General features: G+C 68.4%; 25 protein-coding genes. 4 read left to right on the top strand and 21 right to left on the bottom strand.

Annotation, left to right across the window (positions count from 1 at the left end):
• Positions 1 to 64: 64 nt before the first annotated feature.
• A complete protein-coding gene (rpoZ, locus tag OHT77_RS36570; RefSeq protein ID WP_019059732.1) occupies positions 65 to 337 on the bottom strand; it encodes a DNA-directed RNA polymerase subunit omega in 273 nt (90 codons plus the stop codon).
• A 226-nt stretch (positions 338 to 563) separates the two neighbouring features.
• On the opposite strand from rpoZ, the gene OHT77_RS36565 reads away from it, so the two are divergent.
• Genes OHT77_RS36565 through OHT77_RS36555 form a run of 3 tightly spaced genes read left to right on the top strand, consistent with a single transcriptional unit; the run spans position 564 to position 2,994 of the window.
• On the top strand, positions 564 to 1,526 hold the full coding sequence (locus tag OHT77_RS36565; RefSeq protein WP_328832638.1) for a radical SAM protein: 963 nt from the start codon (positions 564 to 566) through the stop codon (positions 1,524 to 1,526).
• Between the two features lies 1 nt (position 1,527).
• Positions 1,528 to 2,622 carry a pentapeptide repeat-containing protein gene (locus tag OHT77_RS36560; protein ID WP_328832637.1) on the top strand — a complete coding sequence of 365 codons (1,095 nt, stop codon included), beginning with the start codon at positions 1,528 to 1,530 and terminating at the stop codon, positions 2,620 to 2,622.
• A gap of 45 nt (positions 2,623 to 2,667) precedes the next feature.
• Positions 2,668 to 2,994, top strand: coding sequence for a nucleotide pyrophosphohydrolase (locus tag OHT77_RS36555; protein ID WP_328832636.1), 327 nt, complete (start codon positions 2,668 to 2,670; stop codon positions 2,992 to 2,994).
• Positions 2,995 to 3,005: 11 nt separating this feature from the next.
• Here OHT77_RS36555 and OHT77_RS36550 read toward each other — a convergent pair whose 3' ends face one another.
• The 10 genes from OHT77_RS36550 to pyrR form a co-directional block, all read right to left on the bottom strand.
• Positions 3,006 to 3,641 carry a guanylate kinase gene (locus OHT77_RS36550; RefSeq protein WP_328832635.1) on the bottom strand — a complete coding sequence of 212 codons (636 nt, stop codon included), beginning with the start codon at positions 3,639 to 3,641 and terminating at the stop codon, positions 3,006 to 3,008.
• Positions 3,642 to 3,850: 209 nt separating this feature from the next.
• Positions 3,851 to 4,174: an integration host factor gene (locus OHT77_RS36545; RefSeq protein ID WP_019059734.1), complete on the bottom strand. Its 324-nt coding sequence runs from the start codon at positions 4,172 to 4,174 to the stop codon at positions 3,851 to 3,853.
• A 288-nt stretch (positions 4,175 to 4,462) separates the two neighbouring features.
• Positions 4,463 to 5,308: an orotidine-5'-phosphate decarboxylase gene (pyrF, locus tag OHT77_RS36540; RefSeq protein ID WP_328832634.1), complete on the bottom strand. Its 846-nt coding sequence runs from the start codon at positions 5,306 to 5,308 to the stop codon at positions 4,463 to 4,465.
• A complete protein-coding gene (locus tag OHT77_RS36535; RefSeq protein ID WP_328832633.1) occupies positions 5,305 to 6,411 on the bottom strand; it encodes a quinone-dependent dihydroorotate dehydrogenase in 1,107 nt (368 codons plus the stop codon). Before OHT77_RS36535 ends, pyrF begins: the two co-directional genes overlap by 4 nt.
• A gap of 53 nt (positions 6,412 to 6,464) precedes the next feature.
• Positions 6,465 to 9,773 (bottom strand): carbamoyl-phosphate synthase large subunit, encoded by a 3,309-nt coding sequence (carB, locus tag OHT77_RS36530; RefSeq protein ID WP_328832632.1) that lies wholly within the window; start codon positions 9,771 to 9,773, stop codon positions 6,465 to 6,467.
• Positions 9,766 to 10,908 carry a glutamine-hydrolyzing carbamoyl-phosphate synthase small subunit gene (carA, locus tag OHT77_RS36525; protein WP_328832631.1) on the bottom strand — a complete coding sequence of 381 codons (1,143 nt, stop codon included), beginning with the start codon at positions 10,906 to 10,908 and terminating at the stop codon, positions 9,766 to 9,768. The genes carB and carA overlap by 8 nt, the downstream gene beginning before the upstream one ends.
• Positions 10,905 to 11,489 (bottom strand): PH-like domain-containing protein, encoded by a 585-nt coding sequence (locus tag OHT77_RS36520; RefSeq protein ID WP_328832630.1) that lies wholly within the window; start codon positions 11,487 to 11,489, stop codon positions 10,905 to 10,907. Before OHT77_RS36520 ends, carA begins: the two co-directional genes overlap by 4 nt.
• Positions 11,486 to 12,772: a dihydroorotase gene (locus OHT77_RS36515; protein WP_328832629.1), complete on the bottom strand. Its 1,287-nt coding sequence runs from the start codon at positions 12,770 to 12,772 to the stop codon at positions 11,486 to 11,488. Before OHT77_RS36515 ends, OHT77_RS36520 begins: the two co-directional genes overlap by 4 nt.
• 5 nt (positions 12,773 to 12,777) lie before the next feature.
• Positions 12,778 to 13,755 (bottom strand): aspartate carbamoyltransferase catalytic subunit, encoded by a 978-nt coding sequence (locus OHT77_RS36510; RefSeq protein ID WP_328832628.1) that lies wholly within the window; start codon positions 13,753 to 13,755, stop codon positions 12,778 to 12,780.
• An 88-nt stretch (positions 13,756 to 13,843) separates the two neighbouring features.
• A complete protein-coding gene (gene pyrR / locus OHT77_RS36505) occupies positions 13,844 to 14,422 on the bottom strand; it encodes a bifunctional pyr operon transcriptional regulator/uracil phosphoribosyltransferase PyrR (protein ID WP_266766948.1) in 579 nt (192 codons plus the stop codon).
• 252 nt (positions 14,423 to 14,674) lie between these two features.
• Between pyrR and bldD the strand changes: the two genes are divergently transcribed.
• Positions 14,675 to 15,175: a transcriptional regulator BldD gene (bldD, locus tag OHT77_RS36500; protein ID WP_328832627.1), complete on the top strand. Its 501-nt coding sequence runs from the start codon at positions 14,675 to 14,677 to the stop codon at positions 15,173 to 15,175.
• A 177-nt stretch (positions 15,176 to 15,352) separates the two neighbouring features.
• On the opposite strand, the gene nusB is transcribed toward bldD, so the two are convergent.
• The 10 genes from nusB to ruvX all read right to left on the bottom strand — a co-directional run bounded on the left by nusB (position 15,353) and on the right by ruvX (position 25,098).
• Positions 15,353 to 15,787 (bottom strand): transcription antitermination factor NusB, encoded by a 435-nt coding sequence (nusB, locus tag OHT77_RS36495; protein WP_019066395.1) that lies wholly within the window; start codon positions 15,785 to 15,787, stop codon positions 15,353 to 15,355.
• A 2-nt stretch (positions 15,788 to 15,789) separates the two neighbouring features.
• Positions 15,790 to 16,356, bottom strand: a complete 567-nt coding sequence (gene efp / locus OHT77_RS36490) for an elongation factor P (protein ID WP_266766950.1) — start codon at positions 16,354 to 16,356, stop codon at positions 15,790 to 15,792.
• Positions 16,357 to 16,417: 61 nt separating this feature from the next.
• Positions 16,418 to 17,524, bottom strand: a complete 1,107-nt coding sequence (locus OHT77_RS36485) for a M24 family metallopeptidase (RefSeq protein ID WP_328832626.1) — start codon at positions 17,522 to 17,524, stop codon at positions 16,418 to 16,420.
• Between the two features lie 358 nt (positions 17,525 to 17,882).
• Positions 17,883 to 18,719 carry a Pro-rich N-terminal domain-containing protein gene (locus OHT77_RS36480; protein WP_328832625.1) on the bottom strand — a complete coding sequence of 279 codons (837 nt, stop codon included), beginning with the start codon at positions 18,717 to 18,719 and terminating at the stop codon, positions 17,883 to 17,885.
• A 216-nt stretch (positions 18,720 to 18,935) separates the two neighbouring features.
• The gene (aroB, locus tag OHT77_RS36475) at positions 18,936 to 20,027 is read right to left on the bottom strand and encodes a 3-dehydroquinate synthase (protein WP_328832624.1); all 1,092 of its coding nucleotides are present in this window, start codon (positions 20,025 to 20,027) and stop codon (positions 18,936 to 18,938) included.
• A complete protein-coding gene (locus tag OHT77_RS36470) occupies positions 20,024 to 20,542 on the bottom strand; it encodes a shikimate kinase (protein ID WP_328832623.1) in 519 nt (172 codons plus the stop codon). Before OHT77_RS36470 ends, aroB begins: the two co-directional genes overlap by 4 nt.
• On the bottom strand, positions 20,539 to 21,723 hold the full coding sequence (gene aroC, locus OHT77_RS36465) for a chorismate synthase (RefSeq protein ID WP_328832622.1): 1,185 nt from the start codon (positions 21,721 to 21,723) through the stop codon (positions 20,539 to 20,541). The genes OHT77_RS36470 and aroC overlap by 4 nt, the downstream gene beginning before the upstream one ends.
• Before the next feature lie 222 nt (positions 21,724 to 21,945).
• Complete coding sequence (locus tag OHT77_RS36460) at positions 21,946 to 22,785, bottom strand: shikimate dehydrogenase (RefSeq protein ID WP_328832621.1); 840 nt, start codon at positions 22,783 to 22,785, stop codon at positions 21,946 to 21,948.
• The gene (gene mltG / locus OHT77_RS36455; protein WP_328834444.1) at positions 22,766 to 24,511 is read right to left on the bottom strand and encodes an endolytic transglycosylase MltG; all 1,746 of its coding nucleotides are present in this window, start codon (positions 24,509 to 24,511) and stop codon (positions 22,766 to 22,768) included. Before mltG ends, OHT77_RS36460 begins: the two co-directional genes overlap by 20 nt.
• A 122-nt stretch (positions 24,512 to 24,633) precedes the next feature.
• Positions 24,634 to 25,098 carry a Holliday junction resolvase RuvX gene (gene ruvX / locus OHT77_RS36450; RefSeq protein WP_019059754.1) on the bottom strand — a complete coding sequence of 155 codons (465 nt, stop codon included), beginning with the start codon at positions 25,096 to 25,098 and terminating at the stop codon, positions 24,634 to 24,636.
• Positions 25,099 to 25,109 lie beyond the last annotated feature (11 nt).

Genomic DNA, 25,109 nt, shown 5'->3' with positions numbered 1-25,109 from the left:
CCGGGCCTGTGGATAAAGCTGCTGCGGTCTGCAGATACGACTATCCGCACACTCCGCACATGTGTCAGGTCGCGGGGCCCTCGACGGCCTCGGAGGTCAGCAGACCCGCGTTGATCTCGCGCAGGGCGATGGAGAGCGGCTTCTCGTGGACGTGCGTGTCGACGAGCGGACCGACGTACTCGAGGAGGCCCTCGCCGAGCTGCGAGTAGTACGCGTTGATCTGACGGGCGCGCTTGGCGGCGTAGATCACGAGGCTGTACTTCGAGTCGGTGGCCTCGAGGAGCTCGTCGATCGGAGGGTTGATGATGCCCTCGGGAGCGGTGATGGAAGAGGACACGCTCTGCCTTCCGAAAGATGGGGTGATCAGTGAAGATCACACAACGTCCATCCAAGGCTAGCAGCTTACGCATCGCAACCTCGACCCACGTGTGAACACAGGCTGACGCAACTACTCCTGAGCCCTCTACGAGCCGGCCGACGGTGACAGGCATCGTGGCCATCTCAGGGCGAACTCCCTAACATCAGTCAAGACGCCATCGGGGCATCGGGGGACGGGGAACACCATGGAGCAATCGGGCATACGCGTGGTCGACCTGATGATCACGGGAGTCTGCAACCTGAACTGCCCCTTCTGCTATGGACCCGATCCGAACGATCCCGTGTCCCTCACGGAGGATCAAGCGACGGTCCTGATTGACTTTCTCCGGGATCACGGGGTTGAGGGTGTTGTCATAGCGGGCGGCGAGCCCACCCTGAGCCCGATCCTGGACCACACCGTTCAGCACCTGGTGGCCAGCGACATGTGGGTGGCCCTGCAGACGAATGCCACGCGGCCACACCGACTCGCGAACCTGTTGCACAACCTGAACTGGATAGCCCTGCCTCTGGACAGCGTCAGTGACAGGGCTGGGCTTGCGATGCGTACCGCGAAGAATCACCACCGGAACTTCATGCGGTTCGCTCAGAGTTCACAGATGCAGCAGGCGCGGGAGAACGGAACCGCTTTGAAGATCGGGACAGTGGTGACTCGGGAGAACATCGACGAAATCGGCCGCATAGGCGAATCGATTCAATCGATAATGCCAGATGTCTGGAAGCTGTACGAATTCCGCTCTCGGGGTGCCGGACGGATCAACGCCACAGCGCTGGAACTGCCTCAGACGACGTTCCTTCAAGTTGCCGAAGAGGCACAGAATAGGTTCCCGGACCTGGAGATAGTGATATCGCCTGCGGAAGTATCTCTCAATGCCTATCTCATCATCAATCCCGACTCCACGCTACTGATACCTCAGCGGGATTCATACCTTTCTTTCGGGAGACTCGTCATCGACGATTGCACCACCAGAGAAGATGTCTGGGCGAGCGCCGCCCGCGCATTGAGTGTAGGCAAACTGAGCCGCAACGTGGCAGCTTCGTTCCCCGAGAAGAACCCCTGGGCCAGCGGTATCGACGAGGTAGACCGGGGACTGGACGTCGCAGTCGAAGGCATCACCCCCACGACAGTTTTTGATCGGGATGGTCGCTGAGATGGCGGGCAACAACGGAAGGGCGCCCAGTGCCGGGCGGCGGGCGGACCGCAGACATCACCTACTGGGACGCTTCCACCAAGCCTCAACGAGAACCGCGGCATACGCCGACCTGGATCTCGACGGAACGAGCTTGGCGGCTAAATGCCTCATTGGCCTTGAGTTCCGGGACTGCGACCTCAGGGGAGTCGACTTTACCGGGTCAGATCTCAGCTACGCGCGATTCATAAACTGCGATCTGTACTTGGCTAAATTCGACGAATCAATACTCTACGCGACATGGCTGGTCGATTCTAATCTAACGAAGGCTTCATTCAAGGGAACGTTCCTCGCCGGCGTCCGAATGAAATCCGTCGACATCACTCATACGGAATTTGACCAGGCGATTCCGATCGGACGGGTAAGGAAACCCACGAAGACCAGGCCGGATTACCAGGCGCCACCCACGTACCGTCTTGTCCGCGTAGGTGAGGACATAGGTGATGCTAAGACTCTTGAAAAGAATCACGACGGTATTCACTGCGTAGGTTTTTCGCGCGCCATTCGCTTCTTCGACGATCCGCCCGAGGAACGCTGGCGGCGCTGGCGACGACGCGAAGAGGTCGCCAAAATCCTCAAAATACTGCAGCTGGACAACGGTTACTACGAGCGCGCCCTGAAGTATTACTACTTGGAGCGGAAGTTCCGTCGCCGGTCAATCCCCTGGAAACTCAAGACAGCCCCGAGGCGGATAGCCGACTTTTTTCTTGGCGAGTTGCTATGGGCATACGGAACTAGCATCACAAGGCCGTTCGCGGCTTATAGCCTCGCAACGGTGCTGACGACTGTCGCCTTGCTCCTGATTCCCGACCTCGACAGCAGCAGTGGACTCGTACCCAGCGACTGTCCAGGACGGACATGTCATCCACTGCAGGGTCTCACAAGCTCCGGTGACCTACTCAGCGCGGCATACTACCTCATGTCAACCACATTCGGAAACAACAGTTTTGAACCAGCGGGAATCGCCCGGATCATATTCATCATCTACAATCTCTTCTCTCTAATTCTTCTCTCGCTGCTCTTTTCGAGCGCTTCTCGACGCCTCGCAAATATCTAACCCGCCGCATGTCGGCGAAGTGCAAATACGCGAAGGAGAGAATTCGTGAAAGAGGTAAGCCTACAAGCACTTTCGTTCCGCGCCATCGAGATTCGTAATCTCTACAACGAAAGAAACCAACGAGAGATTGGAAAGCCGTGGGCCACCGAGGATCTCATGCTCGGGTTCGTGGTCGACGTGGGAGATCTCGCCAGAACGGTCATGGCCCAGGAGGGCTTGCGTGAGATGAAGAACGCCGATGCAACGCTTCGGCACGAACTAGCGGACTGCCTGTGGTCGCTGCTCGTGATCGCCGACGAATACAGGATCCCGTTGCACGAGATCTTCCCCGAGCAGATGGACCGACTCGAGAAGAAAATCCTCGAAACCTGACGACTTCTTCGCTACGCGTTTTCGGTCTTGAGGGTGGGGTCAAGTTCCTTGCGCAGCTCAAGCATGCGCCGGGCGCCGAAGGTCCTCAGGAGTTCACCCTTGACCACAGTGGTGAGGTTCTCCAGGAACTCTTCCCGCACATCGTTCACGAGGACGTACTGATACATCCACGCCCAAGTAGCCTGCTGGGTGCGGATACGCAGGCGATTCTCCACCTCCGCGCCCTGGCCACGCTGGACGATTCTGGCCCGAAGTTCTTCCTCGGTGTTCGTCGTGATGAACAGACCGACAATTCTGCGGCCAGTAATGGCACTGAGCCTGACAAATCCTGCCGGATCCAGCTCCACCACCTGCGGTGCCGGGTCATCCGCGTCGAGAAGGGCCCTGGGTGAGCCATAGTAGCTGTCCGAGTACGTACGGGTGTACTCGAAGATCTCTCCGCTTTCATGCAGCTTGAAGAAGTCTCCTTCGGCTACGAAGTTGTAGTCGACCCCGTCACGCTCTTCCGTGCGAGGCGCGCGTGTCGTGTAGGTCGACACACGGCGCATGCCCTCAAAGTCAGCAAGCCAGCGAAGCGCTGTCCCTTTTCCGGATCCGCTTGGACCTGAAATTACGAACAGAAGTGGCCTTGCGTCCAGTTGTGACATGTGAACCTCACCGAGTCAGCCTTGTTGCTGAGGTGATCCTACCTGCGCGCCAAGAGGCTACACAGCCAGGCCCACCAGCCTCACAGGGGCAGAGTTCGGCTGAGTCCAACACTGTCTCCGCTGTCTCCCTGGATTGCCCGCCGACCAACTCGGAGGCAGAGAGCCAACGCCTCAGCGGCCCCGACGCTCGCCGGGACCGCTGAGTCGAGTCAGGAACCAGTGCTGCCGAACTCACGCTCCAGGGAGGCGATCTGGTTGGAACCAAGGCCACGGACACGGCGGCTCTCGGAGATACCGAGTCGCTCCATGATCTGCTTGGCGCGGACCTTGCCCACGCCGGGCAGGGACTCAAGCAGGGCGGAGACCTTCATCTTGCCGATGACGTCGTTCTCCTGGCCCTGCTTGATGACGTCATGCAGGGAGGCGCCGGAGTGCTTGAGTCGATTCTTGACCTCGGCCCGCTCCCGGCGAGCCGCGGCGGCCTTTTCGAGCGCGGCTGCGCGCTGTTCAGGGGTAAGGGGCGGAAGAGCCACGCCTACGTCACCTCGGATGTCGAACTGTCGGATACGGACCGGTGAGGAACCTAGTCGCCCCACACCTGGGGAGCTACGAGCAACACGCTGCCCGTTGACTCTGCTCGGAGACTAGCGGCCAGGGACGCCAGAGTCAGCGAGAACAGAGGAAAAGTCCTGGTCAGCCTGCGCCAGGCCCGACATTTCCGACATAACGCCCCTGATTTGAGGATGTATTCAGACTCAAGTCGCTCCGGAGCCGCTCGTCGGGCCACTCATCGGAGGACTCGATCGACCCGTTCGAACACCTCAGACGGTCGCAAAGGCGACGCGGATCTCCTCCGCGAAGCGTTCCGAGGCCTCCTGGAGCGCCCCCGCATCGGGACCGTGACGTAGAACACCCCGGCTCACGTTCGGAACGACATTGCGCAGCACCGACCCGAAGACGCCGGGAAGATCGGCCGGCGTGGCCCCCTGCGCCCCGATGCCGGGCGCGAGGATCGGACCGTTCACGGCGAGGTCGTACGACGACAGGTCACCCAGGGTCGCGCCGACGACGGCGCCGAAGGAGCCCAGCGGGGTCTCCCCCGCGTTCTCGGCGGCCAGGTGGGCCAGCATGGTCGCTCCGATGTTCCGGCCGTCGGCGCGGACCGCGTGCTGCACCTCGCCGCCCTCCGGGTTGGAGGTCAGCGCGAGCACGAAGAGACCGGCGCCGCTCTCCCGCGCCAGGTCGATCGCCGGGGCGAGCGAGCCGTAGCCGAGGTACGGGGAGACCGTCAGGGCGTCGGAGAAGAGCGGGGAGTCCTTCCGGAGGAAGGACTCGGCGTAGGCGGCCATGGTGGAGCCGATGTCGCCGCGCTTGGCGTCCATCACGACCAGCGCGCCGGCCGCCCGCGCCTCCTCGACGGACTTCTCCAGGACGGCGATCCCGCGCGAGCCGAAGCGTTCGAAGAAGGCGCTCTGGGGCTTGAGGACGGCGACCCGGTCGGCGAGCGCCTCGACGACCGTGCGGCTGAACCGCTCAAGACCGGCGACGTCGTCGTTCAGGCCCCACTCGGTGAGCAGCGAGGCGTGCGGGTCGATGCCGACGCAGAGCGGGCCGCGCTCGTCCATGGCCCGGCGCAGGCGGGCGCCGAAGGGTTCCAGGGGGCTCATACCGGCTTCCTCACGTCGGCGCCGACCGCGTCGGCGAGGGTGGCGTACGGGCTCGTGCGCAGGCGTGCGGCGAGGCCCTTGTGGATCGCGCGGCCCCAGAAGGGGCCTTCGTAGATGAAGGCGCTGTAGCCCTGCACCAGGGTGGCGCCGGCGAGGACGCGCTGCCAGACGTCCTCGGCGTTCTCGATGCCGCCGACGCCCACGAGGGTGATGCGGTCGCCCACGCGCGCGTAGAGGCGGCGCAGTACCTCCAGGGAGCGGGACTTCAGGGGCGCTCCCGACAGTCCGCCGGTCTCCTTGACGAGTTCGGGTTCGGATGTCAGACCGAGGCCCTCGCGCGCGATGGTGGTGTTCGTGGCGATGATGCCGTCGAGGCCGAGTTCGACGGCGAGGTCGGCGACCGCGTCCACGTCCTCGTCGGCGAGGTCGGGGGCGATCTTCACCAGGAGCGGCACGCGGCGGTCGGTCACCGCGCGGTCGGCGGCCTCGCGGACGGCGCTGAGCAGCGGGCGCAGCGCCTCGGTCGCCTGGAGGTTGCGCAGTCCGGGCGTGTTGGGCGACGACACGTTGACGACGAGGTAGTCGGCGTGCCGGGCGAGCCGCTCGGTCGACTTCACGTAGTCGCCGACGGCCTCCTCCTCGGGGACGACCTTGGTCTTGCCGATGTTGACGCCGACGACGGTCCTGAAGACCGCCTCACGGGCCTCCAGGCGGGCCGCCACGGCCGCGGAGCCCTCGTTGTTGAAGCCCATGCGGTTGATCAGCGCCCGATCCGGCACGAGGCGGAACAGCCGCTTCTTGGGGTTGCCGGGCTGCGGCTCCCCGGTGACCGTGCCGATCTCGACGTGGTCGAAGCCGAGCATCGACATGCCGTCGATCGCGACCGCGTTCTTGTCGAAGCCCGCCGCGAGCCCGAACGGGCCGTGCATGCGCAGCCCGAACGCCTCGGTGCGCAGCTCCTCGTACCGGGGCGCGAGGGCGGCCGCGACGAAGGTCCGCAGCACGGGGACGCGGGCCGCGAGGCGGATCCAGCGGAAGGCGAGGTGATGGGCCTGCTCGGGGTCCATCCGTTTGAAGACGAGATTGAAGAAGATCTTGTACATGGTGTCCTCATGGAGGAGGGGGACACCGTTTCCGGTGTCCCCCTCTCCGGCTGCTAGTCGCGGGCCGCGGTCAGGTGTTCGGCGTGTTCCTGGAGTGAACGCACGCCCACGTCACCGTGGTTGAGGGCGTCGATGCCCTGGACGGCGGCGGCGAGCGCCTGGACCGTCGTCAGGCACGGCACGGACCGCGCCACGGCCGCCGTACGGATCTCGTAGCCGTCGAGGCGGCCGCCGGTGCCGTAGGGCGTGTTGACGATGAGGTCGACCTCGCCGTCGTGGATGAGCTGGACGATGGTCTTCTCGCCGTTCGGGCCGACGCCCTCGGACTGCTTGCGGACGACCGTCGCGTTCAGGCCGTTGCGCTTGAGGACCTCGGCGGTGCCGGAGGTGGCGAGCAACTCGAAGCCGTGGGCGACCAGTTCACGCGCCGGGAAGATCATCGAGCGCTTGTCGCGGTTGGCGACGGAGATGAACGCGCGGCCCTTGGTGGGCAGCGGGCCGTAGGCGCCCGCCTGGGACTTGGCGTACGCCGTGCCGAAGACGGAGTCGATGCCCATGACCTCGCCGGTGGAGCGCATCTCCGGGCCCAGCACGGTGTCGACGCCGCGCCCGTGGATGTCGCGGAAGCGCGACCACGGCATGACGGCCTCCTTGACGGAGATCGGCGCGTCCAGCGGGAGTTCGCCGCCGTCGCCGTGGGCCGGGAGCAGCCCCTCGGCGCGGAGTTCGGCGACGGTCGCGCCCAGCGAGATGCGGGCGGCGGCCTTCGCGAGCGGCACCGCGGTCGCCTTCGAGGTGAAGGGGACCGTGCGGGACGCGCGCGGGTTGGCCTCCAGGACGTAGAGGATGTCGCCGGCCATCGCGAACTGGATGTTGATCAGGCCGCGGACGCCGACGCCCTTGGCGATGGCTTCGGTCGAGGTGCGCAGGCGCTTGATGTCGAAGCCGCCCAGGGTGATCGGGGGCAGGGCGCACGCCGAGTCGCCGGAGTGGATGCCGGCCTCCTCGATGTGTTCCATGACGCCGCCGAGGTACAACTCGTGGCCGTCGTAGAGCGCGTCGACGTCGATCTCGATGGCGTCGTCCAGGAAGCGGTCGACCAGGACCGGCCGCGAGGGGCTGATCTCGGTGGACTCCGCGATGTACGACTCCAGGCGGGTCTCGTCGTAGACGATCTCCATGCCGCGTCCGCCGAGGACGTAGGAGGGGCGGACGAGGACCGGGTAGCCGATCTCGTCGGCGATGGCCTTGGCGCCGACGAAGGTGGTCGCGGTGCCGTGCTTGGGGGCCGGGAGGCCCGCCTCCGCGAGGACCTGGCCGAAGGCGCCGCGGTCCTCGGCGGCGTGGATCGCCTCCGGGGAGGTGCCGACGACCGGGACGCCGTTGTCCTTGAGGGCCTGCGCGAGGCCCAGCGGGGTCTGGCCGCCGAGCTGGACGATGACGCCCGCGACGGGGCCCGCCTGCTGCTCGGCGTGGACGATCTCCAGGACGTCCTCGAGCGTGAGCGGCTCGAAGTACAGCCGGTCGGAGGTGTCGTAGTCCGTGGAGACGGTCTCGGGGTTGCAGTTGACCATCACGGTCTCGTAGCCCGCGTCGCTGAGCGCGAAGGAGGCGTGGACGCAGGAGTAGTCGAACTCGATGCCCTGGCCGATGCGGTTGGGGCCCGACCCCAGGATGATGACCGCGGGCTTCTCGCGCGGGGCGACCTCGCTCTCCTCGTCGTAGGACGAGTAGAAGTACGGGGTCTTCGCGGCGAACTCGGCGGCGCAGGTGTCGACCGTCTTGTAGACCGGGCGGATGCCGAGCGCGTGCCGGACCTCGCGGACGACGTCCTCGCGCAGGCCGCGGATCTCGCCGACCTGCTGGTCGGAGAAGCCGTGCCGCTTGGCCTCGGCGAGCAGCTCCGGGTCCAGCTTGTCGGCGGCGGCCAGCTCGTCCGCGATCTCCTTGATGAGGAAGAGCTGGTCGACGAACCAGGGGTCGATCTTCGTGTATTCGAAGACCTCCTCCTGGGTGGCGCCCGCGCGGATGGCCTGCATGACGGTGTTGATCCGCCCGTCGGTGGGCCGTACGGCCTCCTCCAAAAGCTGGATCTTGTCGCCGGGCTCGCCGACGAAGGTGAACTGGCTGCCCTTCTTCTCCAGGGAGCGCAGCGCCTTCTGGAAGGCCTCGGTGAAGTTTCGGCCGATGGCCATGGCCTCGCCGACCGACTTCATGGTGGTCGTCAGGGTCGAGTCGGCCGACGGGAACTTCTCGAAGGCGAAACGGGGTGCCTTGACGACGACGTAGTCGAGGGTCGGCTCGAAGGAGGCCGGGGTCTCGCGCGTGATGTCGTTCGGGATCTCGTCGAGCGTGTAGCCGACGGCCAGCTTGGCGGCGATCTTGGCGATCGGGAAGCCGGTCGCCTTGGAGGCGAGCGCCGAGGAGCGCGACACGCGCGGGTTCATCTCGATGACGATGACGCGGCCGTCGACCGGGTCGATCGCGAACTGGATGTTGCAGCCGCCGGTGTCGACGCCGACCTCGCGGATGATCGCGATGCCGACGTCCCGCAGGGTCTGGTACTCGCGGTCGGTCAGTGTCATCGCCGGGGCGACGGTGATCGAGTCGCCGGTGTGCACGCCCATGGGGTCGAAGTTCTCGATGGAGCAGACGACCACGACGTTGTCGTTCTTGTCGCGCATCAGCTCCAGCTCGTACTCCTTCCAGCCGAGGATGGACTCCTCCAGGAGGACCTCGGTGGTCGGCGAGAGCGTGAGGCCCTGGCCGGCGATGCGGCGCAGTTCCTCCTCGTCGTGCGCGAAGCCGGAGCCGGCGCCGCCCATGGTGAACGAGGGGCGGACGACCACCGGGTAGCCGCCGAGCGTGTCCACGCCGGCGAGCACGTCCTCCATGGAGTGGCAGATGACCGAGCGGGCGGACTCGCCGTGCCCGATCTTCTGGCGGACGGCCTCGACGACGCCCTTGAAGAGGTCGCGGTCCTCGCCCTTGTTGATGGCCTCCACGTTGGCGCCGATCAGCTCGACGCCGTACTTCTCCAGGGTGCCCGCCTCGTGCAGCGCGATGGCGGTGTTGAGCGCCGTCTGACCGCCCAGGGTGGGCAGCAGGGCGTCCGGCCGCTCCTTGGCGATGATCTTCTCGACGAAGTCCGGGGTGATCGGCTCAACGTAGGTGGCGTCGGCGATCTCCGGGTCGGTCATGATCGTCGCCGGGTTGGAGTTGACCAGGATGACGCGGATGCCCTCGGCACGCAGGATGCGGCAGGCCTGGGTGCCGGAGTAGTCGAACTCGGCGGCCTGGCCGATGACGATCGGACCGGAGCCGATGACCAGGACGGACTGGATATCGGAGCGCTTAGGCACGCTGGCCCTCCATCAGAGATACGAAGCGGTCGAACAGGTAGGCGGCGTCGTGCGGGCCGGCTGCCGCTTCGGGGTGGTACTGGACGCTGAACGCCGGCCGGTCCAGAAGCCGCAGCCCCTCGACGACCTGGTCGTTCAGGCAGACGTGGGAGACCTCGGCGCGGCCGTAGGGGGTGTCGGAGACCTGGTCGAGGGGCGCGTCGACGGCGAAGCCGTGGTTGTGCGCGGTGACCTCGACCTTGCCCGTCGTACGGTCCTGGACGGGCTGGTTGATGCCCCGGTGGCCGTACTTCAGCTTGTACGTGCCGAAGCCGAGGGCGCGGCCCAGGATCTGGTTGCCGAAGCAGATGCCGAAGAGCGGGGTGCCGCGCTCCAGGACGGCCTGCATGACGGCGACCGGGTGGTCGGCGGTGGCGGGGTCGCCGGGGCCGTTCGAGAAGAACACCCCGTCGGGCCGTACCGCGTACACGTCCTCGACGGTCGCGGTGGCCGGCAGGACGTGCACCTCGATGCCGCGCTCGGCCATGCGGTGCGGGGTCATGCCCTTGATGCCCAGGTCGACGGCGGCGACGGTGTATTTCTTCTCGCCGATCGCGGGGACGACGTAGGTCTCCTTGGTGGCGACCTCGGCGGAGAGGTCGGCGCCCGTCATCTCGGGGGCCTCGCGCACCTCGGCGAGCATGGTGTCGTCGTCGGGCAGGGCGGAACCGGAGAAGATGCCGACGCGCATCGCGCCGCGCTCGCGCAGATGGCGGGTCAACGCGCGCGTGTCGATGCCGGAGATCCCGACGACGCCCTGGTTGCGCAGCTCCTCGTCGAGGGAGCGGCGGGAGCGCCAGTTGGACGGCACGCGCGCGGGGTCGCGCACCACGTAACCCGCGACCCAGATGCGCTGCGACTCGGGGTCCTCGTCGTTCACACCGGTGTTGCCGACGTGCGGGGCGGTCATCACGACGACCTGGCGGTGGTACGACGGGTCGGTCAGGGTCTCCTGGTAGCCGGTCATGCCGGTGGAGAACACGGCCTCGCCGAAGGTCACCCCCACGGACCCGTAGGCACGGCCGCGGAAGATCCGGCCGTCCTCCAGGACGAGTACGGCGGGAACCTTGTCGGCTCCCCTGGTGGAGGTGGTCATCGTGCGCCTTCCGTGTCGGTCGTCTCGAGACTCTTGTTGATCATGCTGTTCAGGGTGTCGACCCACTCCGCGTGCTCGGCCGCGTGGTCCGAGCGGAACCCGGAGTCGATCAGCCGGTCGCCGTGCGCCCACGTCACGACCAGGAGGCCGCCCTCGCTGAGGACCTTCCCGGCGATGCCCTTGCCGAGCAGGGCCTCGCGCAGCGCCCCGGCCGGGATGAAGAAGTCGGTGGCTCCGGGTCGTACGACATCCAGGCCGGCCTCCGTCAGGGTCAGCTCGACCCGGCTGCGGGTGCCCAGGCCGTGCGCCACGATGCGGTCGAGCCACTGCCCGGCGGTGGTGGAGCCGTGGTAGCGGCCGCTCATCGTCAGTTTCACCTCGCCGGGCTCTTCCGGCGACGTGGGCAGCTCGGGCAGGTCTCCCTGGAGCGTGCCGCGCCACTTCCAGCCCTCGCGCATCAGCCAGTAGACGAGCGCGATGAACAGGGCGAGGCCGACGAGCCAGCCGATGCGGGCGGCCCAGTCGGTCACCGGGGCGGACTTCTCGCCGGCCGCGAGGTGGGTCAGTTCCAGAGGTGTCACGTGAGCTTCCCGTCGACGAGCGTGGCCTTGCCCCGGAGCCAGGTGTGCGTCACACGGCCCGGCAGCTCACGCCCCTCGTACGGGGTGTTGCGGCTGCGCGACGCGAAGCCCGCGGGGTCCACCGACCCACGGTATTCCGTGTCGACGAGCGTGAGGTTGGCGGGCTCACCAGCCGAGACGGGACGGCCGTGCCCGTGTGCCTGCCCGATCTCGGCGGGCTTGGCGGACATGCGCTCGGCGACCCCGGCCCAGGTGAGGAGCCCGGTGTCCACCATGGTCTCCTGCACCACTGACAACGCGGTCTCCAGGCCGACCATCCCCATGGCGGCGGCGGCCCACTCGCAGTCCTTGTCCTCGTGCGGGTGCGGGGCGTGGTCGGTGGCGACGATGTCGATCGTGCCGTCGGCGAGCGCCTCGCGCAGGGCCAGGACGTCCCGTTCGGTGCGCAGCGGCGGGTTGACCTTGAAGACGGGGTTGTAGGAGCGCACCAGCTCATCCGTGAGGAGGAGGTGGTGCGGGGTGACCTCGGCGGTCACGTCGATGCCCCGGGACTTGGCCCAGCGGACGATCTCGACGGACCCGGCGGTCGACAGGTGGCAGATGTGGACGCGGGAGCCGACGTGCTCGGCGAGCAGGACGTCCCGGGCGATGATCGACTCCTCGGCCACCGCGGGCCAGCCCCCGAGCCCCAGCTCGGCGGAGACGACGCCCTCGTTCATCTGGGCGCCCTCGGTCAGCCGCGGCTCCTGCGCGTGCTGGGCGACGACTCCCCCGAAGGCCTTCACGTACTCCAGGGCGCGGCGCATGATCACCGCGTCGTCGACGCACTTGCCGTCGTCGGAGAAGACGGTGACCCCGGCGGCCGACTCGTGCATGGCGCCGAGTTCGGCGAGCTTCTTGCCCTCCAGGCCGACGGTGACGGCCCCGATGGGCTGCACGTCGCAGTAGCCGTGCTCCTGGCCGAGCCGGTAGACCTGCTCGACGACGCCGGCGGTGTCGGCGACCGGGAAGGTGTTGGCCATGGCGAACACGGCCGTGTAACCGCCGCTGGCGGCCGCGCGGGTGCCGGTCAGGACGGTCTCGGAGTCCTCGCGGCCGGGCTCGCGGAGGTGGGTGTGCAGGTCGACGAGACCGGGCAGCAGCACCTTGCCTTCGGCCTCGACGACCTCGGCGCCCTCGGCGCTCAGCCCGACGCCCACGTCGGCGATGGTGTCCCCGTCGATCAGCACGTCCTGCGGCTCGCCGCCGAGGATTTTCGCACCACGGATCAGGATCTTGCTCATGTGACTTACTTCTCCTCGATACGGGCGTGGCTGACGGCGGGTTCGTTGCCGCCCAGAAGCAGATAGAGCACGGCCATCCGGATGGACACTCCGTTTGCGACCTGCTCGACGACGGTGCAGCGGTCCGAGTCGGCGACCTCGGCGGTGATCTCCATGCCCCGGACCATCGGCCCCGGGTGCATCACGATGGCGTGCTCGGGCATCTTCGCCATCCGCTCGCCGTCCAGGCCGTAGCGCCGCGAGTACTCGCGCTCGGTCGGGAAGAACGCCGCGTTCATGCGCTCGCGCTGCACGCGCAGCAGCATCACCGCGTCGGACTTGGAGAGCGTGCTGTCGAGGTCGTACGACACCTCGCAGGGCCAGGACTCGACGCCGACCGGCACCAGGGTCGGCGGCGCGACGAGGGTGACCTCGGCGCCGAGGGTGTGCAGCAGGTCCACGTTCGAGCGGGCGACCCGGCTGTGCAGGATGTCGCCGACGAGCGTGATCCGCTTGCCTTCTAGGTCCCGCCCGATCCCGGTGTCCCGGCCGACGAGCCGGCGCCGCATGGTGAACGCGTCGAGCAGCGCCTGCGTCGGGTGCTGGTGGGTGCCGTCGCCGGCGTTGATGACGGCCGCGTCGATCCACCCGGAGGTGGCGAGCCGGTACGGCGCACCGGAGGCCCCGTGCCGGATGACGACCGCGTCGACGCCCATGGCCTCCAGGGTCTGCGCGGTGTCCTTCAGCGACTCGCCCTTGGAGACGCTCGACCCCTTGGCGGTGAAGTTGATGACGTCGGCGGAGAGGCGCTTCTCGGCGGCCTCGAAGGAGATACGCGTCCGCGTGGAGTCCTCGAAGAAGAGGTTCACGACGGTACGGCCGCGCAGGGTCGGCAGTTTCTTGATCGGCCGGTCGGCGACCCTGGCCATCTCCTCGGCGGTGTCGAGGATCAGGACGGCGTCGTCGCGGGTGAGGTCGGCGGCCGAGATGAGATGACGCTGCATCTGTCAGGCTCCGTAAGGCAGTTCAGGTTTGGGGAGAATCCGGGCGCACGTGGGCACGGTCGTACGGACAGGGCCGTACGCGCGCGTGCTACTGCTGTTCGCCCGAGGAGGTCCGCTTGGCGCCGAGCAGCACGGTGTCGCGACCGTCCTCCTCGGCGAGCTGGACCTTGACCGTCTCCCGCAGCGACGTGGGGAGGTTCTTGCCGACGTAGTCGGCGCGGATGGGCAGTTCGCGGTGGCCTCTGTCGACCAGGACCGCGAGCTGCACCGCGCGGGGGCGCCCGATGTCGTTCAGGGCGTCGAGGGCGGCGCGGATGGTGCGGCCGGAGAAGAGCACGTCGTCGACGAGGACGACCAGGCGGCCGTCGATGCCGTCACCGGGGATGTCGGTGCGGGCCAGCGCGCGCGGCGGGTGCATGCGCAGGTCGTCGCGGTACATGGTGATGTCGAGGGAGCCGACCGGGATCTTGCGGTCGGTGATCTCCTCGAGCTTGACGGCGAGCCGCTGGGCGAGGAAGACGCCCCGGGTCGGAATGCCGAGGAGCACCACGTCGTCGGCGCCCTTGGCGCGCTCGACGATCTCGTGGGCGATGCGGGTCAGGACCCGCGCGATGTCGGGGGCTTCGAGAACCGGCCGGGCATCGGACTCGTACTGCTGGGTGTCCATAAGAAACGGACCTCCTTCTCCGCCTCACGGGACGGACCTTAAAGGACGTCGGATTTGCGCCATCCACGGTAGCAGGCCGGGGTGACGTCCCTGATCACCCCTATGGAGTAATCGGCCGGGGCTGCCGTGGAAGAGCCGGTGCGGACCATTCGGCTTGACGCGGAAGCGTAACGCTGCGTAACCTCACAGTGAGTTACCAGCCGCGCGGCGCGGAAACACTGCAGCCGCGTCGACACAGTGTCCGGGAGCTATATGTCCAGCGAATACGCCAAACAGCTCGGGGCCAAGCTCCGGGCCATCCGCACCCAGCAGGGCCTTTCCCTCCACGGTGTCGAGGAGAAGTCCCAGGGACGCTGGAAGGCGGTCGTGGTCGGGTCGTACGAGCGCGGCGACCGTGCCGTCACCGTGCAGCGCCTCGCCGAGCTGGCGGACTTCTACGGGGTTCCGGTGCAGGAGCTGCTGCCGGGCACCACGCCGGGCGGGGCCGCCGAGCCGCCGCCGAAGCTGGTCCTCGACCTGGAGCGACTGGCCCACGTGCCCGCCGAGAAGGCCGGCCCGCTGCAGCGCTACGTGGCGACGATCCAGTCCCAGCGCGGTGACTACAACGGCAAGGTGCTCTCGATCCGCCAGGACGACCTGCGCACACTCGCCGTCATCTACGACCAGTCGCCCTCGGTCCTCACCGAGCAGCTGATCAGCTGGGGCGTGCTGGACGCGGACGCGCGTCGCGCGGTCTCCCACGAGGAGGGCTGAGCCCTTCCCCTGCTTGAGCAGAAACGTGCCGCCGGGGTGGCCGGAACTTCACGGTTCCGGCCACCCCGGCGGCTTTCTGCGGGCCTCAGGGGCCTCATGGGTACGGGAACGCCGAAGGGCCCGCAGCGACACCGCTGCGGGCCCTTCGGCGTTTCGCTCGCGTACTCGCGTCCTGCCTTACGCCTCGTCCCGGCGCAGCGAGGGCTTCAGGTCCTTGAAACGGCCCAGCAGGCCGTTGACGAACGAGGGCGACTCGTCCGTGGAGAACTCCTTGGCCAGCTGCACCATCTCGTCGAGGACCACGGCGTCCGGCGTCTCGTCGGCCCAGATCAGCTCGTAGGCGCCGAGGCGCAGGATGTTGCGGTCCACCACAGGCATGCGGTCGAGCGTCCAGCCGACCGAGTACTGCGCGATCAGCTCGTCGATACGGCGCGCGTGCTGCGCGTACCCCTCGACCAGCTCCATCGTGTACTCGCTGACGGGCGGCTGCCGGGTGTCGTCCCGGGAGAGCCGGATCCAGTCCGCGAGGACGGTCTGGACGCCGACACCGCGCTGGTCGCCCTCGAAGAGGATCTGGAAGGCGCGCTTGCGGGCCGTATTGCGGGCAGCCACGGTTAGCTGTTCACCCGGCCGAGGTAGTCGCTGGAGCGGGTGTCGACCTTGATCTTCTCACCGGTGGTGATGAAGAGCGGGACCTGGATCTGGTGGCCGGTCTCCAGGGTGGCGGGCTTGGTGCCACCGGTGGAGCGGTCGCCCTGGACGCCGGGCTCGGTCTCCTGGACGACCAGCTCGACGGCGGCCGGCAGCTCGACGAAGAGCACCTCGCCCTCGTGCTGGGCGACCGTGGCGGTGAAGCCCTCGATCAGGAAGTTGGCGGCGTCGCCGACGGCCTTGCGGTCGACCATGAGCTGGTCGTAGGTCTCCATGTCCATGAAGACGAAGTACTCGCCGTCCATGTACGAGAACTGCATGTCGCGCTTGTCGACAGTGGCCGTCTCGACCTTGACGCCGGCGTTGAACGTCTTGTCGACGACCTTGCCGGAGAGCACGTTCTTGAGCTTGGTGCGCACGAAGGCAGGGCCCTTGCCGGGCTTGACGTGCTGGAACTCGACGACGGACCAGAGCTGGCCCCCGTCGAGCTTGAGCACCAGGCCGTTCTTGAGGTCGTTCGTGGAAGCCACGGTTGCGGAATCTCCTGGACTGACGTGGACGACCCCGGGACACGCGCACAGCTCGGAAAAGCTAGAGCGCGAGCAGCTCCTTGGTCGTGATGGTGAGTAGCTCGGGTCCGCCGTCCGCCTCAGGGCGTACGACGAGCGTGTCATCGATCCGGACACCGCCCCGGCCCGGGAGGTGGACCCCCGGTTCGACGGTGACCGGCACGCAAGCGTCCAGTTTACCCATGGCCGCGGGGGCCAACTGCGGGTCCTCGTCGATTTCGAGTCCGACACCGTGGCCGGTGAGGGGTGAGAGGCCCCCGGAATGCCCCGCCGAGTCCAGCACCTGACGGGCCGCGCGGTCGACATCGCGGTAGGCGGCGCCGGGGGTCAGGGACTCCCTCGCGGCGCGCTGGGCGGCGAAGACGAGGTCGTAGAGATCGATCTGCCAGTCGGCGGGCGAGGTCCCGATGACGAAGGTGCGGCCGATCTCGCAGCGGTAGCCGCGGTAGTCGGCGCCGAGGCAGACGGAGAGGAAATCTCCTTCCTCGACCCGGCGGTCGGTCGGCCGGTGGCCGCGTCTGCCCGCGTGCGGGCCGGTGGCGACGGAGGTCGCGAAGGCGGGGCCGTCGGCGCCGTGGTCGACGAGCCGCCGTTCCAGTTCGAGGGCGAGGTGGCGTTCGGTGCGGCCGACGAGGATCGACTCCAGCAGCTCGCCGAGGGCCTGGTCGGCGATCTCGGCGCCGATGCGCAGACAGGAGATCTCCTCCTCGTCCTTGACGACCCGCAGCTGTTCGACCGCGCCGCCGATGTCGGTGAGGCGGAGCGTGGGGGCGACCGAGAGGAGGGCTCTGTGGCGGGCCACGGTGAGGTGGTGTTCTTCTACGGCCATGGATTCCGCGCCCTGAGCCGCCGCGAGGTCTGCCGCCGCCACGGCCGGGTCGGCGCCGGGGGCCGCGAGTTCGTGGATGCGGAGGGATTCGTCGGGGCGGTTCTCCGCGGGGCGGTCTTCCGGGGGGCCGGTGCTGACGAGGAGGTCCTCGCGCTTGCCCAGGAGCAGGACGGTGCCCTGCGGGGTCGGGCCCGCCAGGTAGCGCACGTTGGCCGGGCGGGTGACCAGGGTGGACTGGCTGCCTGCGGCTTGCGCTCGTTCTCTCAGCCTGGCTCGGCGGGCTGCGTAGACCTCTGACATGAGATGAGCGTAGGAGCGGTGGCTGGATTGTGCCGGGTGGGAGGGTGCCGTTCGGGGGACGGGGGGTGCTGTCGGGTTGGGTGGCGGGTGCGCGTCCGGTGGGGGCTGGGCGCGCAGTTCGAGGGTTGAGTGCCGGGTGCGCCCCGGTGGGGGCTGGTCGCGCAGTTCGAGGGTTGAGTGCCGGGTGCGCCCCGGTGGGGGCTGGTCGCGCAGTTCCCCGCGCCCCTTGGGGGGTGACAGCACCCTTGGCTACCAGTTCGGGGGGCCGGGTGGGTTTGAGGGTTGTGTGCCGGGTGCGCCCCGGTGGGGGCTGGGCGCGCAGTTCCTCGCGCCCCTTGGGGGGTGGCAGCGCCCTTGGCTACCAGGGTGGGGGGCTCGCTATGGAGCGGGCCAGGACGTCGTTCAGGATCTGGGCTGTTTGTGGGACGTCCATTTGGGAGTTGTCGATGATGGGGAGGCCCGAGCCGTACCAGCCGGCCATGCGGCCGTGGATGCGGGCGACCTCCTCGTCGGTGAGGCGGCGGTTGCCGGAGCGCTCGGCGTTGCGTTCCAGGACGATTTCCAGGCCGGGGAGGAGGACGACCGGGAGGAGGCCGGGGCCCACGTGTCGTTTCCAGCCACCGAGGCCGACGACCGGGCGGTCGGGGAAGACCGCGTCGTCGAGGATGCAGGAGATGCCGTTGGCGAGGAAGTTGCGGGCGGCGAAGCCGCAGGTGCGGCGCGCCAGGCGGTACTGGGCCTCGGAGTGGTCGTTCCAGCCGGACTGCGGGTCGGCGAAGCCCGAGCGGACCCATTCACGGACGTCGTCGAGGCTGATGTGGGCCGTGGGGACCCGGCGGTGTTCCGCCCAGTACTTCGCGACGCTCGTCTTGCCCGCGCCGGCGGGGCCGATGAGCAGCACCGCGAGGGTCGTCGAGGTCGGGTCGGCCGCGGCCTGAGCCGGTGGCGTGCTGGGCATGGGCACGGGGCCGCCCGGCGGGAGCTGGATGTGGCCGGTGGTGTCCGGGGCGTGCCGCGGGACCGCGTGCGGCAGCGGCGGGGTGGGCGCGAAGCCCGGCGCCGATGGCGGGGGCGGCACGGGGGCCGGGCCCGGATGGGGCGGCCCCGACTGCTGTCCGGCCGGGGACCAACCGGTGGTCGGTCCCTGCCCCGGCTGGTGGGGCGGCGGCAGCGGAGACCCCACTGCGTCCTGCATCCGGTGCCACTCCGTCTCGTCTTTTCCGGCTCGATCGCCTCGGGGCGCTGAAGCCGGTGCCGGCTCACTCGCAGAAGGCAATGGGCGCTGGCAGCGGGCCCGAACCCGCTCCCTACCGAACGGTACCTTCCCCGGCCGCCATTTGGTGAACGGCCGGGGAGGGGCCGAAGTGCCCGCCCGCGCAAGGCGATTCGGGCGGAAGGGTCAGGCGGGTACTTACTCGCCCACTTCGCCGTACGCGGCGAGGAGAACGGCCGGGTCGGGGCCCTCGAGGACCGTCGGCTTGGCGAGGCCGTCGAGGACGATGAACCGCAGCAGGTCGCCGCGGGACTTCTTGTCGACCTTCATGTTCTCCAGCAGCTTGGGCCACTGGTCGTACCGGTAGCTCAGCGGCAGCCCGACCGATTCGAGGACCGTACGGTGCCGGTCCGCCGTCGCGTCGTCCAACCGGCCCGCGAGACGGCCCAGTTCGGCCGCGAAGTGCATGCCTACGGCCACTGCGGCGCCGTGCCGCCACTTGTACCGCTCGTTCTTCTCGATGGCGTGCGCGAGGGTGTGGCCGTAGTTCAGGATCTCGCGCAGGCCCGACTCCTTGAGGTCGGCGGAGACGACCTCGGCCTTGACCTTGATGGAGCGTTCGATGAGTTCCGCGGTGTGCGGTCCTGCCGGGGTGCGGGCGGCCTCCGGGTCGGACTCGATGAGTTCGAGGATCACCGGGTCGGCGATGAAACCGGCCTTGATGATCTCGGCGAGCCCGGAGACGTAGTCGTTGACCGGGAGGGAGTCCAGCGCGGCGAGGTCGCAGAGGACGCCGGCCGGCGGGTGGAAGGAGCCGACCAGGTTCTTGCCCTCGGCGGTGTTGATGCCGGTCTTGCCGCCGACGGCCGCGTCGACCATGGCGAGCACGGTCGTCGGTACGGCGATCCAGCGGACCCCGCGCAGCCAGGTCGCGGCGACGAACCCGGCCAGGTCGGTGGTGGAGCCGCCGCCGACGCCGACGATGACGTCGGAGCGGGTGAAGCCGGACTGACCCAGCGCCTTCCAGCAGTAGGCGGCGACCTCGGCGGTCTTGGCCTCCTCCGCGTTCGGCACCTGGATGGCGACGGCCTCGAAGCCCTGCCCGGCCAGGTCGGCACGGAGCGCCTCACCCGTCTCGTCCAGCGCCTCGGGGTGGATGATGGCGACCCGCTTGGCCCGGTCGCCGACCAACCCGCCCAGTTCGCCCAGGAGTTGACGGCCCACCAGGACCTCGTACGGGTCGCTGCCCGCCGTGCCGCCGACCTGGATCCGCGTCACTGACTCGCTCATGCTTCCTTCAACTCCAGTGCGTCCAGGACGGCTTGGGTGACGTCCTCGGGGGTGCGGCCGTCCGTGGGTACGACGGCCTGCGCGACCTCGGCGTACAAGTGACGCCTGGCTTCCATCAGTTCGCGCCACTGCTTGCGGGGGTTGATCGCGAGCAGCGGGCGGGCCGCGTTGAGGCCGGTGCGCTTGACCGCTTCGTCCACGTCCATGGAGAGGTAGACGACCCGGTGTCCGGTGAGCAGCGCGCGGGTGTCCTCGTCGAGGATCGAGCCGCCGCCGAGCGCGAGGACGCCGTCGTGCCCGGCGAGTGCCTGGTGCACGGCGCGCTTCTCGATCGCGCGGAAGACAGGCTCGCCCTCGTCGACGAAGATCTCGGCGATGGTGCGGCCCTCGGTGGCCACGATGTCGTCGTCGGTGTCCCGGTAGGCGACGCCGAGCCGCTCGGCGAGCTGCTGCCCGACGGTGGACTTGCCGACGCCCATGGGACCGACCAGGACGACCAGCGGGGTCGCGGTCACCGGATGGCCAGGTTCTCGAGGTACGAGCGGACGTTGCGGCGTGTCTCGGGCACCGAGTCGCCGCCGAACTTCTCCGCGACGGCGTCCGCGAGGACCAGCGCGACCATCGCCTCGGCGACGATGCCCGCGGCCGGGACCGCGGAGACGTCGGAGCGCTGGTGGTGGGCCTGCGTGGCCTCGCCGGTGACCACGTCGACGGTCTGCAGGGCGCGCGGCACCGTCGCGATGGGCTTCATCGCGGCACGTACGCGCAGCAGTTCGCCGGTGCTCAGCCCGCCCTCGGTGCCACCGGAGCGGCCCGACACCCGGCGGATGCCCTCATCGGTGTTGACGATCTCGTCGTGCGCCTGCGAACCGGGCACCCGCGCCAGCTCGAAGCCGTCGCCGATCTCGACGCCCTTGATCGCCTGGATGCCCATGAGGGCACCGGCGAGACGGGCGTCCAGCTTGCGGTCCCAGTGCACGTGCGAGCCGAGGCCCACGGGGACGCCGTAGGCCAGGATCTCGACCACGCCGCCGAGGGTGTCGCCGTCCTTGTGGGCCTGGTCGATCTCCGCGACCATCGCCTTCGACGCGTCCGCGTCCAGGCAGCGCACGGGGTCAGCGTCCAGCTTCTCGACGTCGTCCGGCGTGGGCAGGACGCCCTGCGGGGCCTTCGCGGAGGCCAGTTCGACGACGTGCGAGACGATCTCGATGCCGGCCGTCTCCTTGAGGTACGACCGGGCGACGGCGCCGAGCGCGACCCGGGCCGCGGTCTCCCGCGCGGAGGCGCGCTCCAGGATCGGGCGGGCCTCGTCGAAGCCGTACTTCTGCATGCCGGCGAGGTCGGCGTGGCCGGGGCGCGGGCGGGTCAGCGGGGCGTTGCGGGCGAGTCCGGCGAGGATCTCCGGGTCGACCGGGTCGGCCGCCATGACCTGCTCCCACTTGGGCCACTCGGTGTTGCCGACCATGATGGCCACCGGTGAACCGAGGGTGAGGCCGTGCCGGACGCCGCCGAGGAAGGTGACCTCGTCGCGCTCGAACTTCATGCGCGCGCCGCGTCCATAGCCGAGCCGGCGCCGGGCCAGGTGGTCCGCCACCATGTCCGTGGTGATCGGCACGCCGGCGGGAAGCCCCTCCAGCGTCGCCACGAGTGCGGGACCGTGGGACTCCCCCGCGGTCAGCCAGCGCAACCTGCTCAACGGTGCTCCTCATGCTCGCGCCCTGGTACTGCCCTGCGTACGCACGTCCTCGCGTACGACGACGGCGAACCCGGGTGCGCGGCCCTGGCCCGCCGCCCCCGATCCTCCCACGTCCGGGGCGCGGACCTGGTCGACGGTCCAGAGAACGGACGCCGGACGCCTGACCCGGGCAGGCGTCAGAGGTCAGGCAGGGTGGTGCTCCACCCGCCCCGCCGGATCGCCTCAGCGATCAGCCAGTGCCTTCTCCCCCGCCCGCCGCATCACGTCCACCGGCGCCGACGGACAGCCCGTCATCTGCTCCACCTGGAGCACCGCCTGGTGGACCAGCAGGTCGAGGCCGCTGACGACCGCGCCGCCGTAGGCCGACCAGCGGGCCGCGAGGTCGGTGGGCCAGGGGTCGTAGAGGACGTCGAAGAGGGTGGTGGGGCGTTCCGGTACGGCGGCGGAGAGGGTGTCCGTGGTGCCGGCGGGGGTGGTCGCGACGACCAGGGGGGCGTGCAGGCCCTCGGCCGCGTCGGCCCAGTCCGCGGTGCGTACGTCCACGTCCAGCCGCTCGCCCCACTCGCGCATCTCGGCAGCGCGGGCGGCGCTGCGGACATAGGCGACGACCTCGCCGGTGCAGACGCGGGCGAGGGCGGCGAGGGCGGAGGAGGCGGTGGCGCCGGCGCCGAGGATGGCGGCGGAGTCGACCTGTTCGATGCCGTGTTCGCGCAGGGCGGCGACCATGCCGGGGATGTCGGTGTTGTCGCCGACGCGGCGGCCGTCCTCGGTGAACACGACGGTGTTGACCGCGTCCACGGACGAGGCCGTCTCGCTGATCTCGTCCAGCAGGGGTATGACGGCCCGCTTCAGAGGCATCGTCAGCGACAAGCCCGCCCACTCCGGGCCCAGGTCCGCGAAGAACCCGGGCAGCGCCGCCTCGTCCACGTCGAAGCGGTCGTACGACCAGCCGTCCAGCCCCAGCTCCCCGTAGGCCGCGCGATGCAGCACCGGAGAGAGGGAGTGGGCGATGGGGGAACCGAGCACGGCGGCCCGGCGGGCGTCAGTTGCCCGAGGTGGCATTGAACTTTTCCTTGAGTGACTGGAATTCGGCGTACGTCTTGGCGAATTCGGTCTTGTTCTCACCGTCGGTCGCCACGAAGTAGATCCAGCCGTCATGCGTCGGATTCAGCGCGGCGGCGAGCGCCTCGTCGCCGGGGTTGTCGATGGGACCGGGCGGAAGGCCCTTTTGCGTGTAGGTGTTGTACGGGTCCTTGTTGCTGTTGATCTCGGACTCGCTGATGTGGATGTTGCTCTGGCCCTTCAGGTAATTGAAGGTCGAGTCGAACTGCAGGTACCGGTTTGTCTCGGTGTTCGTGGTCTTGAGGCGGTTGTAGACCACTTCGGCCATCTTGCGGAAGTCGTCGTGCGTCTTTCCTTCGGCCTGGACGAGGCTCGCGACCGTGATGACCTGCAGCGGGTCTTCCAGATTGAGCGCCTTGGCTTTCGCCTCGAGGTCGATCGCACCGTATTTGTCGGTGGCCTCGGAGACCATCTGTTTGAGGATCGTCTCGGGTTTCATGCCCTTTGCGGCGCCGTAGGTGCCGGGGTAGAGGAAGCCCTCCAGCGGGTCCTTGATCTCGCTGTTGCTGTTCGCCCAACTGGGCAGTCCGAACGACTTCCAGTCCTTCTTCGCGACGGCCTTGGTGGTGCCGCCGGGAACCTGGAGTTTCTTGTCGATCGACGCGTAGATCTTGGCGTTCCGCCAGCCCGTGGGGACGATCAGGTTGTCCTGGCTCTTGGGGTCGAGCATCAGCTTGACGGCGCTCGCGGCGGACATTTCCTTCCTGAGCAGAAAGACGCCGGCCTGGATCTTCTTGCCGTCGGGATTCTGCGACTGGGCAGCCACGAACGCGTCGACGCTCTTCACGACGCCCTTTTTCTTCAGCTCCTGGCCGATGGTGTAGCCGCCCGCCCCCTTGGGGATGGAGACACTCACCGTACCGGTGCCGTCGCCCGCGTAGTCCGGCGCCGAGCCGAAACGGTTCTGGTAGAACTGCCAGCCGAGATAGCCGACTCCGGCCAGACCGCCGCCGAACACCAGGACGACGACCAGGCAGGCGCAGCCGTTGCGGCGCTTCCGCTCCTTGCCGCCTTTGTCCTTGCCTTTGCCGCCCTTGCCCCGCCGGTCACCGCGGCCGCGGCCGTCGTCCGGATCGTCGGCGTCGTCGTCATCGTCGCCCGCGAAGAATGCGTGTTCGCCCTGATCGGGTCCCGGGTCCCAGTCGGTCTTCTCCGGTTCCGGCTCGGTGCGCCGCCTGCCCGGCGGCTCCGGCGGGGGGAACGCGTCGGGCGTGCCGTAGAAATCGGGCTGTTGTTCGCCGTAGGCGGCGGCCTGCTGGGCGTACTGGTCGTTGGGGTCCGCGGCGTACGGGACCTGGGCGGGCGCACCGGTGCCGTCCCAGCCGCCCTGCTGATATTGCTGCTGCTGACCGGCGTACTGCTGATGACCCTGATCGGCGTACTGCTGCTGGTCCGCCCACTGTTGCTGGCCGGGGTACTGCTGGGGGTGGCCCTGTTCGTCGTAGACCGGGTACTGCTGCTGCGCGTGACCGTAGTCGGCCTGCTGGCCGTGGCCCCAGTCGCCGTACTGCGGCTGCTGCGGCTGGTCCGGGTAGTGCTGCGGCTGGCCGCCGTAGGAGGACGGCTGGCCGACCTGGGCCTGCTGTCCTTCCCATCCGACGTCCCCGAACAACGGGTCCTCCGGATGCCACGGTTCGGAGCCTGGGCCCCGGCCATACTCAGTCATCGATCCCCTAGAGCCGCGAGGCGGCGGTCGCGGCGCTTGCGGCTCCGGCTCCCGTCCCGCCTCTTGCTGTGCCATGGCTGTTCGAACACCATCGCATCGCGCGGAACGTTACCGTATCGCGATCAGATGACCACTTCGACGCCCTCGCCGGGTGCTTTACCTGACACCCGTTCGGATTCCAAGGCCTGCTGCAGAATGATGACAGCTGCCGCTTGATCGATGACCGATCGGCCCTTCTTCGACTTCACCCCCGAGGCGCGCAGTCCCTGACTGGCCGTCACCGTGGTCATCCGTTCGTCCAACAACCTGACCGGTACCGGTGCGATGCCCTTGGCCAGCTCCTGCGCGAAGGCCCTGACCTTGACGGCGGCCGGGCCCTCGCCCCCCTTGAGGGAGCGAGGGAGGCCGACGACGACTTCGATCGGTTCGTACTCCTCGGCGAGTTGCTTCAGCCGGCGGTGCGCCGCCGGGATGTCGCGGCCGGGGACCGTCTCGACGGGAGTCGCGAGGATCCCGTCGGGGTCGCACGAGGCGACCCCGATCCGGGCATCCCCGACGTCGATCGCGAGTCGACGTCCTCTTCGCATGTTCGCGGCCG

The sequence above is a fragment of the Streptomyces sp. NBC_00252 genome (genome assembly GCF_036187565.1).
Classification (GTDB): Bacteria; Actinomycetota; Actinomycetes; order Streptomycetales; family Streptomycetaceae; genus Streptomyces.
The sequence above is the reverse complement of the archived record's forward strand: the minus strand, read 5'-3'. Positions and strand labels throughout refer to the sequence as shown.

Coding starts and splice junctions, on each gene's coding strand:
- OHT77_RS36550 (WP_328832635.1), bottom strand. CDS start 3,641: ATGTCACAACTGGACGCAAGGCCACTTCTGTTCGTAATTTCAGGTCCA.
- aroB (WP_328832624.1), bottom strand. CDS start 20,027: ATGAGCGAGTCAGTGACGCGGATCCAGGTCGGCGGCACGGCGGGCAGC.
- OHT77_RS36535 (WP_328832633.1), bottom strand. CDS start 6,411: ATGTACAAGATCTTCTTCAATCTCGTCTTCAAACGGATGGACCCCGAG.
- ruvX (WP_019059754.1), bottom strand. CDS start 25,098: ATGCGAAGAGGACGTCGACTCGCGATCGACGTCGGGGATGCCCGGATC.
- OHT77_RS36485 (WP_328832626.1), bottom strand. CDS start 17,524: ATGTCAGAGGTCTACGCAGCCCGCCGAGCCAGGCTGAGAGAACGAGCG.
- OHT77_RS36510 (WP_328832628.1), bottom strand. CDS start 13,755: ATGCAGCGTCATCTCATCTCGGCCGCCGACCTCACCCGCGACGACGCC.
- carA (WP_328832631.1), bottom strand. CDS start 10,908: ATGACCACCTCCACCAGGGGAGCCGACAAGGTTCCCGCCGTACTCGTC.
- mltG (WP_328834444.1), bottom strand. CDS start 24,511: ATGACTGAGTATGGCCGGGGCCCAGGCTCCGAACCGTGGCATCCGGAG.
- OHT77_RS36480 (WP_328832625.1), bottom strand. CDS start 18,719: ATGCAGGACGCAGTGGGGTCTCCGCTGCCGCCGCCCCACCAGCCGGGG.
- pyrR (WP_266766948.1), bottom strand. CDS start 14,422: ATGGACACCCAGCAGTACGAGTCCGATGCCCGGCCGGTTCTCGAAGCC.
- bldD (WP_328832627.1), top strand. CDS start 14,675: ATGTCCAGCGAATACGCCAAACAGCTCGGGGCCAAGCTCCGGGCCATC.
- OHT77_RS36565 (WP_328832638.1), top strand. CDS start 564: ATGGAGCAATCGGGCATACGCGTGGTCGACCTGATGATCACGGGAGTC.
- pyrF (WP_328832634.1), bottom strand. CDS start 5,308: ATGAGCCCCCTGGAACCCTTCGGCGCCCGCCTGCGCCGGGCCATGGAC.
- OHT77_RS36460 (WP_328832621.1), bottom strand. CDS start 22,785: ATGCCACCTCGGGCAACTGACGCCCGCCGGGCCGCCGTGCTCGGTTCC.
- OHT77_RS36560 (WP_328832637.1), top strand. CDS start 1,528: ATGGCGGGCAACAACGGAAGGGCGCCCAGTGCCGGGCGGCGGGCGGAC.
- OHT77_RS36515 (WP_328832629.1), bottom strand. CDS start 12,772: ATGAGCAAGATCCTGATCCGTGGTGCGAAAATCCTCGGCGGCGAGCCG.